This window comes from Limnohabitans sp. TEGF003 (assembly GCF_055395455.1).
Map to the genome: position 1 here is coordinate 2,708,276 of NZ_AP029225.1, position 15,522 is coordinate 2,723,797.

Sequence of the window (15,522 nt, forward strand, 5' to 3'; positions counted from 1 at the left end):
GCAAAACGGCTCCCGAAGGAGCCGTTTTTTCAAGTACCAGACCTGCCCGAAATCAGGCCGCTTTGACCTTCAGGCGCCAGGCGTGCAGCAGGGGCTCGGTGTAACCGCTAGGTTGCGCCTTGCCTTTGAAGACCAGGTCGCAAGCCGCTTTGTAAGCGGCCGACTTGGCGAAGTTGCCGGCCATGGGCTGGTAAGCCGCGTCGCCCGCGTTTTGAGCGTCGACCACAGCGGCCATGCGCTCCATGGTTTGCTTGACCTGCTTTTCGGTGACCACGCCGTGGTGCAACCAGTTGGCCATGTGCTGGCTGGAAATGCGCAGCGTAGCGCGGTCTTCCATCAGGCCCACACCGTTGATGTCGGGCACTTTGGAGCAGCCCACGCCTTGGTCGACCCAGCGCACCACATAACCCAGGATGCCCTGGGCGTTGTTGTCGAGTTCTTTTTGCTTGTCCTCTTCCGACCAGTTGGCGGCGTCTTTGGCCACCACAGGGAACTGCAACAAAGCGTTGAGCGTGTCTTCGCGCAATTGTTTCGGATCTTGCTTGGCCACAGCCTTTTCCATCTGCTTTTGCAGGGCAGGCACATCCACCTGGTGGTAGTGCATGGCGTGCAGCGTGGCGGCGGTGGGGCTGGGCACCCAGGCGGTGTTGGCACCGGCCAGGGGGTGACCGATCTTGGCCTTGAGCATGTCGGCCATCAGGTCGGGCATGGCCCACATGCCTTTGCCGATCTGGGCGCGACCACGCAGGCCGCAGGCCAGGCCCACATTCACGTTGTTCTTTTCGTAAGCGGCCAACCAAGTGCTGTTCTTGATGTCGCCCTTGCGCATGACGGGACCGGCCAGCATGCAGGTGTGCATCTCGTCGCCCGTGCGGTCCAGGAAGCCGGTGTTGATGAAGGCCACACGGCTCTTGGCTGCGGCGATGCAGGCCTTGAGGTTGGCGCTGGTGCGGCGCTCTTCGTCCATGATGCCCAGCTTGACGGTGGAGGGCTTCATGCCGATGACTTTTTCAACACGGCCAAACAGCTCGTCGGCAAAGGCCACTTCGGCCGGGCCGTGCATCTTGGGCTTGACGATGTAGACGCTGCCGGTGCGGCTGTTGCGCAGCGGGTGCGAGGACTTTTTCTGCAGGTCCACCAGGGCGCAGGTCACGGTGACCATCGCGTCCATGATGCCCTCGGGGATCTCTTTCATGCTGCCATCGGCGGCTTTGTAGAGGATGGCGGGGTTGGTCATCAGGTGACCGACGTTGCGCACAAACATGAGCGAGCGGCCGTGCAATTTGACCGTGCCCTTGCCTGTGGGTTGGGTGTACTCGCGGTCACCGTTCATGGTGCGGGTGAAGGTCTTGCCGCCTTTTTGAACTTCTTCGCTCAAGGTGCCTTGCAGGATGCCCAGCCAGTTGCTGTAGGCCAGCACTTTGTCGTCGGCGTCCACCGCGGCCACCGAGTCTTCAAGATCCAGGATGGTGGACAGGGCGCTTTCAGCGATCAGGTCGGACACGCCAGCCGGGTCGGTCTTGCCGATAGGGGTGTTCTTGTTGATCTGCAGGTCCAGGTGCAGGCCGTTGTGCACGAACAGCACCGAGGCGGGGGCCTTGGCATCGCCTGTATAGCCCACGAACTGCTTGGCGTCTGCCAGGGTCGTGCTCTTGCCATTGGCCAGAGTGACCACCAGCTTGCCTGCCTTGACGGCGTAGCCCTTGCTGCCCACGTGCGAGCCGGTCTTCAGTGGTGCCGTGCGGTCGAGCACATGGCGGCAGTAGTCGATGACTTTGGCGCCACGCTTGGGGTTGTAGCCCGAGCCTTTTTCGCAGCCATCGGCTTCGCTGATCGCGTCGGTGCCGTACAGCGCGTCGTACAAAGAGCCCCAACGGGCGTTGGCGGCGTTCAGGGCGTAGCGAGCGTTCAGGATCGGCACCACCAGCTGGGGACCAGCCAGCTTGGCCAGCTCGGCGTCCACGTTGGCGGTGGTGGCCTGCGCATTCTTGGGCTCGGGCACCAGGTAGCCGATCTGGCTCAGGTATTTGCGGTAGGCCTTCATGGCCTTGCCCTCGGCCACCGGGCCGGGGTTGGCGGTATGCCACGCGTCCATGGCCGTCTGGATGCGGTCACGCTCGGCCAGCAGGGCGATGTTTTTCGGGGCCAGGTCGGTCACGATGTCGTTGAAGCCCTTCCAGAACTTGTCTTTGTCCACGCCAGTGGCGGGCAGCATCTGGTCATTGATGAAACTCAGCAAGGGATTGGCCACTTGCAGGTTGTGGATCGCGGTGCGTGCAGTCATGGAAGCCTCGAAAGGATGTTGAAAAACGGAAGGAATGTCGCTCAGGGCATGGTCGCCACAGAGCCTCGATCTGACGTGAAAGGACTTTATTCTAAGTTTGTATGCAGATAAACCCGTTCAAATGCCATAAACCCATGACTTTTCCGCACAAATCCGCTGTTGTCTAATCCTGTCATGACCCGCATTGACCCTCCAGCCGTCCTGATCAGCGAAGTCGGCCCGCGCGATGGCCTGCAATCGGTGACAACCACCATGCCCACGGCCGACAAGCTGCGCTGGATCGACGCGCTGGCCGCAGCCGGCCTGCGCGAGATCGAAGTCGCCTCGTTTGTGCCCGCCCAACTCTTGCCCCAAATGGCCGATGCCGCGCAAGTGGTGCAGCACGCGCTGCGCCACACGGGTGTGCGTGTGATGGCGCTGGTGCCCAATCTGCGCGGCGCACAGGCCGCACTGCAAGCCGGCGCGCAAAAGCTCACCCTGCCCGTGTCGGCCAGCCCCGCGCACTCCCTGGCCAATGTGCGCAAGACGCCCGAAGCCATGGTCGACGAGGTGCGGGCCGTTCTGCGCCTGCGCGACGAGATCGCGCCCGGCGTGCCAGTGGAAGTGGGCATGTCCACCGCCTTTGGCTGCACGCTGCAAGGCGCGGTGCCCGAGGACGATGTGCTGCGCCTGGCGCTGCAACTGGCGCAAGCAGGGGTGAACGAGATCGGCCTGTCGGACACGACCGGCATGGGCAACCCGGCTCAGGTCAGCCGCTTGTTCAAAGCATTGTTCCGGGAAATCGGCCCGCTCACAGGCGCGGCCCACATGCACAACACCCGGGGCTTGGGCTTGGCCAATTGCCTGGCCGCTTACGAAGCGGGCGTGCGCACCTTCGACAGTTCTCTGGGCGGTTTGGGTGGCTGCCCTTATGCGCCGGGTGCTTCAGGCAATGTGGTGACCGAAGATTTGGTCTTCATGTTCGAGGCCATGGGCGTGTCGACCGGGGTTGACCTGAACCGGCTCATGGCCGCGCGCGCGCCTTTGAGAGCCGGGCTGCCCGGCGAGCCGCTGTATGGCATGACGCCCGAGGCGGGTTTGCCCAAGGGCTGGGTTTGATACAAGCATCCTCGCGCATCAATCACCCATCGCGGCGGCGGCATTGCAACCTTGAACCCGCATAATCGGGTCGCATGGACAAGCTCAAAGCCTTCGAAACCTTTGTCTCGGTTGCCACCAAGGGCAGCCTGACCGCCGCTGCCCGGGCCGAGGGCGTGGCCCCGGCCATCATTGGCCGCAGGCTCGATGCGCTGGAGGAAAGCCTGGGCGTGAAGCTGCTGGTGCGCACCACCCGGCGCATCACCCTGACGCACGAAGGCAGCGCTTTTCTGGAAGATTGCCAGCGCCTGCTCTCGGATGTGGCCAATGCCGAAGCCAGTGTGTCGGCGGGCGGCGTCAAGGCGAGCGGCCATTTGCGCATCACCGCCCCGGCCGGGTTTGGCCGCCGCCATGTGGCCCCGCTGGTGCCGCGCTTTCGCGAACTGCACCCCGATGTGACGATTTCGCTCAACCTGAGCGACCGGGTGGTGGACCTGGCGGCCGAGGGCTTTGACTGCGCCGTCCGCGTGGGCGACCTGCCCGACAGCTCGCTGGTCAGTGTGCGCATGGCCGACAACCGACGCCTGTGCGTGGCCACCCCGGCTTATCTGGCGCGGCGCGGCACGCCACAACAACCCTCTGACTTGCTGCAGCACGACTGCCTGACCTTGTCGAGCGACGCCTCGCAAACCCGGGGCTGGGCTTTTCGCAACCCGGCAGATGGTGGACAGGACGTGGTGCACCTGCGCCCCGGCGGTCCGCTCGACTGCTCGGACGGGCAGGTGCTGCACGACTGGTGCCTGGCCGGTTACGGCATCGCCTGGCGCAGCACCTGGGAAGTGGAGGGCGAAATCCGCTCGGGCCAATTGGTGGCGGTGCTGGAAGAGTTTGCGGCGCCACCCAACGGGATTTTTGTGGTTTTTCCTCAGCGCAAGCACCTGCCGCTGCGCGTGCGCTTGTGGATCGACCACCTCAAACACCACTACGCCCAGCCCGGTTACTGGCAAACGGCCCATCGCTGAGCCCGAAAGCCACGGCAACCCGCCCTAAAGCCCAGCGCCTTGGGGCCCAAGCCGTAAAATCGCGCCCTATGCTTTCTGCCAAACAACATTTGCTCACGGCCCTGGCCGCCGAGCTTGAAAAACTCCAAACCGGCGCGGGTGCGCGTGCGGCCTTCGAATCGCCCAAAGTGGCCGCCCATGGCGACCTGGCCTGCACCGCTGCGATGCAGCTGGCCAAAGCCCTCAAGCAAAACCCCCGGCAGTTGTCCGAAACCCTGCGCAGCGCCTTGCTGGCCACCCCCGCTTTCGAGCGCTGGGTCGACGCCGTCGAGATCGCCGGGCCCGGCTTCATCAACATCCGTCTGAAAGACGCGGCCAAACAGGCCGTGGTGCACGAAGTGCTGCAAGCGGCCGAATGCTTTGGCGATCAGCCTGCCCAACCCAACAAAGTGCTGGTCGAGTTTGTCTCGGCCAACCCCACAGGCCCCTTGCATGTGGGCCACGGCCGTCAAGCGGCCTTGGGCGACGCGATTTGCAATTTGCTGGCCACACAAGGCCAGCAGGTCTACCGCGAGTTCTATTACAACGACGCGGGCGTGCAGATCAGCACGCTGGCCAACTCCACCCAGCTGCGGGCCAAGGGTTTCAAACCGGGCGACGCCGAGTGGCCCGAGGCTGCCTACAACGGCGATTACATCCAGGACATCGCCAACGACTTCATGGCCAAAAAGACCGTCAAGTCGGATGACCGCGAATTCACCGGCAGCGGCGATGTGAATGACCTCGACGGCATGCGCCTGTTTGCCGTGGCCTACCTGCGGCGCGAGCAGGACCTGGACCTCAAGGCCTTTGACGTCCAGTTCGACAACTATTACCTGGAGTCGAGCCTCTACACCAGCGGCAAGGTGGATGCGGCCGTGCAAAAGCTGCGCGAAGCGGGCAAGACCTACGAACACGACGGCGCCTTGTGGCTCAAGTCCACCGATTACGGTGACGACAAGGACCGCGTCATGCGCAAGGGCGACGGCAGCTACACCTATTTTGTGCCCGATGTGGCTTACCACATCACCAAGTGGGAGCGCGGCTTCACCCGTGTGGTGAACATCCAGGGCACCGACCACCACGGCACCATTGCCCGTGTGCGTGCGGGCCTGCAGGCGGCAGGCGTGGGCATCCCCGAGGGCTACCCCGACTACGTGCTGCACACCATGGTGCGCGTCATGCGCGGCGGCGAAGAGGTCAAGATCTCCAAGCGTGCCGGCAGCTACGTCACGCTGCGCGATTTGATCGAGTGGACCAGCAAGGACGCGGTGCGCTTTTTCCTGCTCTCGCGCAAACCCGACACCGAATACATCTTCGACATCGACTTGGCGCTGGCCCAGAACAACGACAACCCGGTGTATTACGTGCAATACGCGCATGCACGCATCTGCTCGGTGTTGGCGGCCTGGGGTGGCGATGTGGCCAGCTTGGCCAAAGCCGACCTGTCGCCGCTGCAAAGCCCGCAGGCCCACGCGCTGATGCTGGCCCTGGCCAAGTACCCCGAGATGCTGACGTCTGCGGCCAACGACTTCGCGCCGCACGACGTGACCTTCTATTTGCGCGACCTGGCCTCGCTGTACCACAGCTACTACGACGCCGAGCGCATTCTGGTGGACGACGATGCGGTCAAACAAGCGCGTCTGGCCCTGGTGGCCGCCACCGCGCAGGTGCTGCGCAACGGCCTGAAAGTGCTGGGCGTGTCGGCCCCGCAAAAAATGTGATGGGACGGATCATGCAACTCCACAGCCAACGCGGCGGTACTTTTCTGGGCTTCATCATCGGCCTGGTGCTGGGTCTGGCCGTGGCTTTGGCCGTGGCCATTTATGTGACCAAGGTGCCCACGCCGTTTTCCAACAAAAACCAGACCCGCAGCACCGACCAGGACGTGCAGGAAACCGAAAAGAACAAGGACTGGAACCCGAACAGCGTGTTCCAGCCCAAGCCACCCGCCGAAGCCCCTGCCGCGCCCAGTGCACCTGCGGCTGACGCGGCCACCGACAAATCCGCTTCGGGCACCGCGGGCAAAAGCGCCGCAGAAGCACCCAAATCCGAACCACGCCCAGCTGTCACCGCCGATCCGCTGGGCGATTTGGCCAAGTCCAAATCCGGTTTGAGCACCCCTGCCACGCCCGCCAATGCGGCCGACCCCTTTGACTACGTGATCCAGGTGGGGGCCTACCGAACCAGCAGCGATGCCGACGCCCAAAAAGCCAAGCTGGCCTTAATGGGTCTGGACGCCAAGGTTTCTGAGCGGGATCAAGCCGGACGCACGGTGTATCGCGTACGCTTGGGGCCCTTTGCAGACAAAGCCGCCGCCGAACGCATCCGCGCCCGCCTGGAAGGCAGCGGCATTGAAAACACCCTGGTCCGGGTTCAGCGCTGAACCCGCCCCCTTATTTGGAGCATGTCCATGAAACGCCGTCTCTTCTCTTCCGCCTTGCTGAGCGCCAGCGCCTGGCTGAGCGCACCTGTGGCCTGGGCTCAGGCCGCCCTGTTCAAATCCGGCAAGGACTTTCTGACGCTGGACCGTGCCGTCGCCACCGAAGCCGGCGCGGGCAAGATCGAGGTCATCGAGTTCTTCTGGTACAGCTGCCCGCACTGCAACGCCTTTGAGCCCGGCTTTGCCCAATGGGTGAAAAACGCCCCGAAAGACGTGGTGGTGCGCCGCATCCCCGTGTCCTTCCGTGATGACTTTGCCCCTCAGCAGCGCCTGTTTTTCACGATCGAGGCCATGAACCTGATGGAAACGCTCCACCCCAAGGTGTTTGCCGCGATCCATGTGGAGAAGTTGATGCTCAACACCGACGCCAGCGTGCTGGCCTGGGCCGAGAAGCAAGGCGTGGACAAAGCCAAGTTCAACGACATCTACAAATCCTTTGGTGTGGCCACCAAACTCAAGCGGGCGGTGCAGCTGCAAAACGAATACAAGGTCGAAGGCGTGCCTTCTTTGGGCGTGGCAGGCCGTTACTACATCGATGGCACCCTGGCGGGCAGCATGGACCGCGCCCTGAAAGTCGCGGAATCCCTGATTGCCCAGTCGCGCACCAGCCCGGCCAGCGCCCCGACCGCGAAAAAATAAAACCCTGCGTGCAGCCCCGAGGGGGGTGGCCCAACGCAGAGCCCGCCCGGCCCAGGCCAGTGCGGGTTTTTTTACGCCACAGGCATGCCTGCGCCGCCGATACAGCCTGGCTTGCGCCTACAATCAAAATTCGTCACCAGCAAGATTCATGCCCTCAATGAAAATTCTCCGCACCATCGGCCTCCTTGCCTCAGGGCTGGGTTTGTTCGGCATGCCCGCCTGGGCCGAAAAGGCCGACCGCGACAAACCCATGCTGATCGAGGCGGATGCCATGCGCCACGACGAGAACAAATTGCTCACCATCTTCACAGGCCAGGTGGTGGCCTTCAAAGGCACGATGGTGCTGCGTGGCGCCCGCATGGAGGTGCAGCAAGACAAGGAAGGCCAGCAAATCGCCCACGTTTGGGCCGCCCCGAATGAGCGGGTGTTTTTTCGCCAAAAGCGCGAAGGCGTGGACGAATTCACCGAGGGTGAAGGCGAAATGGCCATCTACGACAGCAAGGCCGACGTGGTCACCTTGATCCAGCGGGCCGAAGTGCGCATCTTGCGTGGCACGGTGTTGGCCGATCAGATCAACGGCCAGAAAATCGTGTTCAACAACACCACCGAAGTGATGACGGTGGACCGCCCCGCTGCAGGCACCAAAGCCACCGACCCGCGCGACCAACGCGTGCGTGCGGTGCTGACCCCCCGGAAAACCAATCCGGCCACCACGCCACCTGCGCCCAGCCCGGCCATTCCGGCCCTGCGGGTCAGCCCCGGCACGGCTGAAAGCAGCAAGCCATGAGCGAAGCTGTGCTCACCAGCCGACTGGAAGCCCACCACCTGCAAAAAGCCTATGGCAGCCGCAAGGTGGTGCATGACGTGTCGGTGCAAGTGGACAAAGGCGAAGTCGTCGGTCTGCTGGGCCCCAACGGCGCGGGCAAAACCACCTCGTTTTACATGATCGTGGGCCTGGTGCGGGCCGATGGTGGGCAGATCCTGATCGACGGCGAAGACGTCACCCGCATGCCCATCCACAAGCGCTCGCGCATGGGCTTGTCGTATTTGCCGCAAGAGGCGTCCATCTTCCGCAAGTTGACGGTGGCCGAGAATGTGCGCGCCATTTTGGAGCTGCAAACCGATGCACAAGGTCGGGGCTTGTCGTCTACCGACATCGAAAAACGCCTGACCGAATTGCTGAACGATTTGCGGGTGGACCACCTGCGCGACTCGCCTGCGGTGGCGCTGTCCGGTGGTGAGCGCCGCCGCGTGGAGATTGCCCGCGCCTTGGCCACCGACCCGCGCTTCATTTTGCTGGACGAGCCTTTTGCCGGCATCGACCCGATCGCGGTGATCGAGATCCAGCGCATCATTGCCTTCCTCAAGCAGCGGGGTATCGGTGTGCTGATCACCGACCATAACGTGCGCGAGACGCTGGGCATTTGCGACCACGCCTACATCATCAGCGAAGGCCGTGTGCTGGCCGAAGGCACGCCCGACGAGATCGTGACCAACGCCGATGTGCGCCGGGTGTACCTGGGCGAACACTTCAGGATGTGATGCACACCCAGCCCGTTCTCGATTTGAAAGCGCAGCCATGAAGCCCGGCCTGTCGCTTCGCATGTCCCAGCACCTGGCGCTCACGCCCCAGTTGCAACAATCGATTCGCCTGCTGCAGCTGTCCACCCTGGAGCTGTCACAAGAGGTCGATCAGATGCTGGACGACAACCCCTTTCTGGAACGCGCCGAAGAAGAAGCAACTGCCGAGGCCTTTGGCCTGGACCAGGCCGACACCCATGTCAGTTTGGGCGACCGGGTCAGCGAAAGCGCCAGCACAACGAGCAGCAGCGACGACAGCGCCAGCGAAACCCGCGACGAAGCCGTGACCGATGTGGCCGAAAGCTGGGACGGCGACGGCAGCGTGGACATGCGACCCGACGACAGCGAATGGGGTGGCGACGCCGCACCGCGCCAAAACAACGGCGAAGAAACCGCCGACGCCATCGACCTGGCCCGCAGCAGCGGCTCGCTGACCGACTTTTTGCACCGTCAGGCGCTGTCGCTGCGCCTGTCCGAAGTGGACCGTGCCGCGCTGCGCTTTCTGATCGAATCGCTCAGCGACGACGGCTACCTGACCGACACCCTGCCCGAACTAGCGGCCAGCTTGGCAGGCACAGACGACTACGAACAGATCGACGAACTGGTGCACCGTTTCACCGTGGCGCTGGGTTTGCTGCAGTCGCTCGAACCCGTGGGCGTGGGCGCACGCGACCTGGCCGAGTGCCTGCGCATCCAGATCAAGGCCTGGCTGCAAGACGACCCAAACGACGAAGTGGCACAAGCGGCGCTGGCCATCTGCGCCCAACCTCTGGAAATGCTGGCCAAGCGCGACTTCAAACGGCTGGCGGTGGCCTGTGGCCTGAGCGAAGCCGTGGTCAAAGCCGCCATCGCCTTCATCGCCCGGCTTGAACCCAAACCCGGCCGCCCCTTTGTGCAGGCCGAGCAAAACATCATCATCCCCGACGTGCTGGTGGTGAACACCAGCAAGACGGCCACGCCCAAATTCCGCATCCAGCTCAACCCCGACGTGATGCCCAAGCTGCGCGTGCACGACATCTATGCCAACGCCCTGCGCGGCGGCAAAGGCGACAACCATGCAGGCCTGCAGCAGCGCCTGCAAGAAGCGCGCTGGTTCATCAAGAACATCCAGCAGCGCTTTGACACCATCTTGCGCGTGTCCACCGCCATCGTGGAGCGGCAGAAAAACTTCCTCACACACGGCGAGCTGGCCATGCGCCCGCTGGTGCTGCGCGAGATCGCCGACGAGCTGGGCATGCACGAGTCCACCATCAGCCGCGTGACCACGGCCAAATACATGGCCACGCCGCAAGGCACGTTTGAGCTGAAGTATTTCTTCGGCTCGGGCCTGGGCACCGACAGCGGCAGCGCTGCATCGAGCACCGCCGTGCGGGCGCTCATCAAGCAGTTTGTCGCCGCCGAAAAACCCACCAAACCGCTGTCGGACAACCAGATTTCCGAGATGCTGAAAGAGCAAGGCATCGACTGCGCCCGCCGCACGGTGGCCAAGTACCGCGAAGCCCTGAAGATCGCGCCCGCCAACCTGCGCAAAACCCTTTGAGAGTATTTGAGTGAATTCATTGAACCTGTTCATGCCTTGCGCCGCGGGCGTTGAGGGCTTTTTGGCCGACGAGGTGCACGCCATCACGGGTCTGACGGGCCACGACCTGCTCACGGGCCGTGGCGGCGTGATGGCCCGCGCCTCGTGGCGCGACGCCATGCGCATCAACCTGCACAGCCGCCTGACCCAGCGCGTGCTGGTACAGCTGTCGGTCACCGACTACCGCAACGAAAACGACCTGTACAACGCCGCCAGCGAAGTGGCCTGGGAAATCTGGTTCACGCCCAAACAGACCTTCAAGATCGACATCACCGCGCAGCACAGCCCGCTCAACAGCCTGAACTTTGCCGCGCTCAAAATCAAGGACGCAGTAGCCGACCGTTTTCGCGCCAAACGCGGCGAGCGCCCCAGCGTGGACACCAGCTGGCCCGACGTGCGCATCTACGCACACCTGACACCCGAAACGGCCACGCTCTACATCGACACCTCGGGCGAGCCACTGTTCAAGCGCGGCTGGCGCACCGACAAGGGCGACGCGCCTTTGAAGGAAACCCTGGCCGCCGCCATGATCGCGGCCAGTGGCTGGGACGCCACCGTGCCCCTGTACGACCCCTGCTGCGGCAGCGGCACCATCCCGATCGAAGCGGCGCAAATCGCCTGCGGCATCGCGCCTGGTTTGCAGCGCCGCTTTGGCTTCGAGAAATTGCTGCCCTTCCAGAACCACGTCTGGCAAGGCCTGATCGAAGAAGCCCGCGACCACGAACACGAACCCACAGCGCCGGTTTTTGGCAGCGATGTGGCCTTCCGCATGGTTGACTTTGCCGAGCGCAACGCAGAACGCGCAGGCGTGTCAGGTGTGATCGAGTTCCGGGGCGGGGATGCGCTGCAACGCATGCCGCCCAGCGAGACGCCCGGCGTCATGCTGCTCAACCCGCCTTATGGCGAGCGCATTGCCGCAGCGGGTGTGGCCGGGCGCGGGCGCGACAGCTTCCAGCCGGGCGCACTGGCCGATGCGCGTTCAAGCACCCGTGCTGCCGCCCCCAGCCACCACCGCGAAACCGCCCAGACCGACGACGGCGGCGACTTCTTTGCCCAACTGGCCAGCCACTGGAAGAAAAACTACAGCGGCTGGAGCGCCTGGATGCTCACGCCCGACCTGAAGCTGCCCAGCAAAATGCGCCTCAAAGAATCGCGCCGCGTGCCCATGTGGAACGGCCCCATCGAATGCCGCCTGTTCCGCTTTGACATGATCAAGGGCAGCTTGAAGCGCACACCGACCGACGCCTCTGCCGACAAAACAGGGGATGCCGGAACGCCTGCCCCATGAGTGTGAGCACCCCGGTGCGCCGCGTGCTGGACACCAACATCGTGCTCGACCTGTGGGTGTTTGAAGAACCCCAAGCCGAAGCCTTGCGCAACAGCTTAGAGAGCGGCAGCACGCAATGGCTGGCCACCGCCGCCATGCGCGAAGAGCTGGCCCGTGTGCTGGCCTACCCACAAATCGCCAAACGCCTGACGCACCGCCAACTGCCCGCCAGCGCCGTGCTGGGCCACTTTGACCGCTGGGCCCAACTGCAGCCCGACGCGCCCAAAGCCCCCTACGCCTGCAAAGACGTCGACGACCAAAAATTCATCGACCTGGCCGTGCAACACACCGCCGCCCTGCACAGCAAAGACGCGCAGGTGGTCTGCATGAAAAAGCGCCTGGAGCGCTGCGGCGTGGCCTTGAACCCTGTGACCCCGTAGGTCGGTGGCTTCAGCCCCGACATGGGTTTTGCACCAAACTCGGCAACGCCGGATCTGAAGGGCCGACCTACAATCTCGACCTGATTACAGGAACACCCCATGAACACGACCGCTGGCTTGGAAGCCGAAGACTTTGACACCCTGGACAACATCCTGGACGACCTGCGCGAGCGCTTTGAAGAAACGCCGCAGTGGGAGTTTTGTGAGGGCTTCATGGCGGCGCTGGTGTGCTGCCGCCGCGCCTTTCCCGACAGCGAGTGGCTGCCCATGCTGCTGGGCATTGATCCGGACGAGCCCGAAGGCGGCAGCTTTGCCGACGACGCCCAGCGCCAGCAGTTCATGGCCTTGTGGCAGCGCCGTTTTGACGAGATCAAGCTCGCGCTGGACACCCCGGTGGAAGCACTGGACGACGACAAGGCCTATGCGCCGGAGGTGATGGATGTGCGCGGTGCGATCGCCTCGCTGCCACCGGAGGAGCGCGAAGAAATCGAAGACAGCGAGATCCCGTCGTTTGCGCAGGTGTGGGCCTTGGGCTTCATGTTCGCGGTGGAAAACTGGCCCGACGAGTGGGCCACACCCAAGGACAAGGACGCCGCCAAGTGGCACGACCTGTCGCTCGAAGCCATCGTGGCGCTGACCGAAGACGACGACGCGGTGCCGACGCTGTCGGCCTTGTCAGAAGACGGGCCACCCAGCGTGAGCGAAGAGCGCCTGAACGCTTATGGCGAGGCGCTGTGGGCGGTGTACGACCTGCGCGAAATCTGGCGCAACATCGGGCCCCGGGTGGCGCAAGTCATCAAGGAAGCCACGCCTGGGCGCAACGATGCGTGCAGCTGCGGCAGCGGGAAAAAATACAAGAAGTGCTGCGGGGCCTGAAGCTCCGCGAAGATGGATCCCGGATCAAGTCCGGGATGACCCATCACGGCGTCATACCCGCGAAGGCGGGTATCCACGAAAACCGAAGGCTGGGACCCTCGATCAAGTCGAGGGTGACGAGGCCGGGTTGTCATGCTCACCTGTCATACCCGCGCATGCGGGTATCCACCGCAGCCGAAGGCATGGCCCCCCGATCAAGTCGGGGGTGACAGCGCTAGGCTATAACGAGGGTGACAGGGCTAAACCAAGTCGGGGGCGACAGAGAACGGAAAGTGACGGGACCAGCCGTCACACCATCCACTGCGCCAGCGCGTCGCTGGTGGCTTCGGGCAATTCTTCAGGGATGAAATGCCCGGAGGGCATGACCTGGCCACTGACACGCACCGCGCATTGCGCCTGCCACAGCTCAACCGGTTTGAACATGCGGTTGACCACGCCCCGGCTGCCCCACAGGACCAAGGTGTCGCAGGCGATTTTGTCGCCGCGCTCTCGGCTTTCACGGTCGTGCTGCAGGTCGATGCCTGCGCTGGCGCGATAGTCTTCGGCCGCGCTGTGGATGGCGGCAGGCCAGCCCTTGTCGTTGAGTGCGGGGTTGCAAAAAGCGCGCTCGTATTCGGCCAAGGCTTCAGGCTCGATGTAGCCCAGACCTTGACTGCCCCAGCCGCCGAGCTTGGCGTGTAAATAGGCCTTGGGGTTGCCGCCGATCATGAACTCGGGCAAGGGCGCGGGTTGCGTCAGGTGGAACCAGTGGTAATAGGCCTGCGCAAAGGCAAAGTACGGGTCGGCCACGGGGCCAGAGACCTCCGGTTTTTTGCCCCACAGACCGCCGTACATGTCGAAAGTGGGCGCGATGTCGATCACGCACAACTTGCGCACACGCGACGCATGGTCCAGCGCCAGACGGTGCGCCACGCGCCCGCCACGGTCGTGACCGCACAGGAAAAAATAGCCTACACCCAAGGCATCGAGCAGACCCACCACTTCTTGCGCCATGGCGCGTTTGCTGTAGTGGGCATGCTCGGCGTCGCCCACGGCGTGCGACGAATCGCCATAGCCCCGCAAGTCGGGCATCACCAAGCGGTAACGGCCACGCAGGTTTTGCGCGACGCGGTGCCACATGACATGGGTTTGCGGAAAGCCGTGCAGCAAGACCAGCACGGGCAGATGAGATTGCGCTGTCCAGTCGGCCGATTGCCGATAGCAGACGGGCAAGCCCGCCACTGCGCGCGTTTGCCGCTCGAAGCCTTCAAACCAGGCCATCAGTCGACCTTGGCACCCGAGGCTTTGACCACCTCGGCCCACTTCTTGTGTTCGACCTCAATCAGCGCAGCAAACTGCGCGGGCGTGTTGCCGCTGGGGATCGCACCCAAAGTGGCCAGGCGCTCTTTCATCGCAGGTGTGGCGAGTGACTTGGCGACTTCTTGCTGGATGCGGCTGACCACGTCGGCAGGCGTGCCTGCGGGGGCCAACAAACCGAACCAGCTGCTGGCTTCAAAGCCTTTGAGGCCACCCGCTTCTTCGACGGTCGGCAAGTCGGGCAGTGCTGCCGAACGCTGGCTGCTGGTCACGGCCAAGGCCTTGAGTTTGCCCGCCTTGATGAGCTGCATGGCCGAGGGCAAATTGTCAAACATCACGTCCATGCTGCCGCCCGCCAAGTCGAGCAAGGCTGGACCGGAACCCCGGTAAGGGATGTGCGCCATGAAGGTGCCGGTTTGCGACTTGAACAGCTCGCCCGCCAGATGGATGGACGTGCCATTGCCGCTGGAGGCCATGTTCAGCTTGCCGGGGTTGGCTTTGGCGTACTGGATGAAATCCTTGACGTTGTTGATCTTGTTGGCGGCGGCTTTTTCGGCGTTGACCACCATCACATTGGGCACACCCGCCACCAGGGTGATGGGCACAAAGTCCTTGAAGGGGTCATAGGGCAGCTTGCTGTACAAGGCGCGGTTGATGCCGTGCGTGCCCACCGTGCCCATGAGCAGGGTGTAACCATCGCCCGCCGACTTGGCCACTTGTTCGGCCCCCAGGTTGCCCCCGGCTCCGCCTTTGTTTTCGATCACGAATTGCTGGCCAAAGGCCTTGGCCAGGTCCGGCGCGATGGCGCGGGCCAAAATGTCGGTGGTGCCGCCGGGTGCAAAAGGCACCACGATCTTGACCGGCTTGTTAGGCCAAGCGGTTTGCGCCCAGCTGGCAGGGGCCGCCGACAACAACAGTGCCGCGGCCATGCCCAACACTGGACGACGCGTGAATGACTTTGGAAAATGGACTATGCTTGTCTCCTTGCAACAGATGCAAA

14 protein-coding genes are annotated in these 15,522 nt (G+C 63.4%); 11 read left to right on the plus strand and 3 right to left on the minus strand.

Translation table 11 applies throughout. The features are described 5' to 3' along the window. Positions 1 to 52: 52 nt before the first annotated feature. Entirely contained in the window at positions 53 to 2,284 is a 2,232-nt protein-coding gene (locus tag ACZ5RT_RS12835; protein ID WP_464452728.1) for a malate synthase G, read from the minus strand. A gap of 174 nt (positions 2,285 to 2,458) precedes the next feature. On the opposite strand from ACZ5RT_RS12835, the gene ACZ5RT_RS12840 reads away from it, so the two are divergent. The 11 genes from ACZ5RT_RS12840 to ACZ5RT_RS12890 all read left to right on the plus strand — a co-directional run bounded on the left by ACZ5RT_RS12840 (position 2,459) and on the right by ACZ5RT_RS12890 (position 13,226). Next, positions 2,459 to 3,382, plus strand: a complete 924-nt coding sequence (locus tag ACZ5RT_RS12840) for a hydroxymethylglutaryl-CoA lyase (protein WP_464452729.1) — start codon at positions 2,459 to 2,461, stop codon at positions 3,380 to 3,382. A gap of 74 nt (positions 3,383 to 3,456) precedes the next feature. Then, the gene (locus ACZ5RT_RS12845) at positions 3,457 to 4,383 is read left to right on the plus strand and encodes a LysR family transcriptional regulator (protein ID WP_291927331.1); all 927 of its coding nucleotides are present in this window, start codon (positions 3,457 to 3,459) and stop codon (positions 4,381 to 4,383) included. 68 nt (positions 4,384 to 4,451) lie between these two features. Next, positions 4,452 to 6,125, plus strand: coding sequence for an arginine--tRNA ligase (argS, locus tag ACZ5RT_RS12850; RefSeq protein WP_108428458.1), 1,674 nt, complete (start codon positions 4,452 to 4,454; stop codon positions 6,123 to 6,125). Between the two features lie 11 nt (positions 6,126 to 6,136). Continuing rightward, positions 6,137 to 6,787: an SPOR domain-containing protein gene (locus tag ACZ5RT_RS12855; RefSeq protein WP_464452730.1), complete on the plus strand. Its 651-nt coding sequence runs from the start codon at positions 6,137 to 6,139 to the stop codon at positions 6,785 to 6,787. A gap of 27 nt (positions 6,788 to 6,814) precedes the next feature. Then, positions 6,815 to 7,483, plus strand: coding sequence for a thiol:disulfide interchange protein DsbA/DsbL (locus tag ACZ5RT_RS12860; protein WP_464452731.1), 669 nt, complete (start codon positions 6,815 to 6,817; stop codon positions 7,481 to 7,483). A 157-nt stretch (positions 7,484 to 7,640) separates the two neighbouring features. Continuing rightward, complete coding sequence (gene lptA, locus ACZ5RT_RS12865; protein WP_108428460.1) at positions 7,641 to 8,270, plus strand: lipopolysaccharide transport periplasmic protein LptA; 630 nt, start codon at positions 7,641 to 7,643, stop codon at positions 8,268 to 8,270. Further along, the gene (gene lptB / locus ACZ5RT_RS12870; RefSeq protein ID WP_422172177.1) at positions 8,267 to 9,025 is read left to right on the plus strand and encodes an LPS export ABC transporter ATP-binding protein; all 759 of its coding nucleotides are present in this window, start codon (positions 8,267 to 8,269) and stop codon (positions 9,023 to 9,025) included. Before lptA ends, lptB begins: the two co-directional genes overlap by 4 nt. 37 nt (positions 9,026 to 9,062) lie before the next feature. Next, positions 9,063 to 10,604, plus strand: coding sequence for an RNA polymerase factor sigma-54 (locus ACZ5RT_RS12875; protein WP_464452732.1), 1,542 nt, complete (start codon positions 9,063 to 9,065; stop codon positions 10,602 to 10,604). 10 nt (positions 10,605 to 10,614) lie between these two features. Continuing rightward, on the plus strand, positions 10,615 to 11,931 hold the full coding sequence (locus tag ACZ5RT_RS12880) for a THUMP domain-containing class I SAM-dependent RNA methyltransferase (RefSeq protein ID WP_464452733.1): 1,317 nt from the start codon (positions 10,615 to 10,617) through the stop codon (positions 11,929 to 11,931). Further along, positions 11,928 to 12,350, plus strand: coding sequence for a PIN domain-containing protein (locus ACZ5RT_RS12885; protein ID WP_464452734.1), 423 nt, complete (start codon positions 11,928 to 11,930; stop codon positions 12,348 to 12,350). The genes ACZ5RT_RS12880 and ACZ5RT_RS12885 overlap by 4 nt, the downstream gene beginning before the upstream one ends. Before the next feature lie 99 nt (positions 12,351 to 12,449). Continuing rightward, a complete protein-coding gene (locus ACZ5RT_RS12890; protein WP_464452735.1) occupies positions 12,450 to 13,226 on the plus strand; it encodes a YecA/YgfB family protein in 777 nt (258 codons plus the stop codon). Between the two features lie 288 nt (positions 13,227 to 13,514). On the opposite strand, the gene ACZ5RT_RS12895 is transcribed toward ACZ5RT_RS12890, so the two are convergent. Together ACZ5RT_RS12895 and ACZ5RT_RS12900 are read right to left on the minus strand one after the other, a co-directional pair. After that, positions 13,515 to 14,486 (minus strand): alpha/beta fold hydrolase, encoded by a 972-nt coding sequence (locus ACZ5RT_RS12895; RefSeq protein ID WP_464452736.1) that lies wholly within the window; start codon positions 14,484 to 14,486, stop codon positions 13,515 to 13,517. Beyond that, on the minus strand, positions 14,486 to 15,451 hold the full coding sequence (locus ACZ5RT_RS12900) for a Bug family tripartite tricarboxylate transporter substrate binding protein (RefSeq protein WP_464452737.1): 966 nt from the start codon (positions 15,449 to 15,451) through the stop codon (positions 14,486 to 14,488). The genes ACZ5RT_RS12895 and ACZ5RT_RS12900 overlap by 1 nt, the downstream gene beginning before the upstream one ends. Between the last annotated feature and the right edge of the window lie 71 nt (positions 15,452 to 15,522).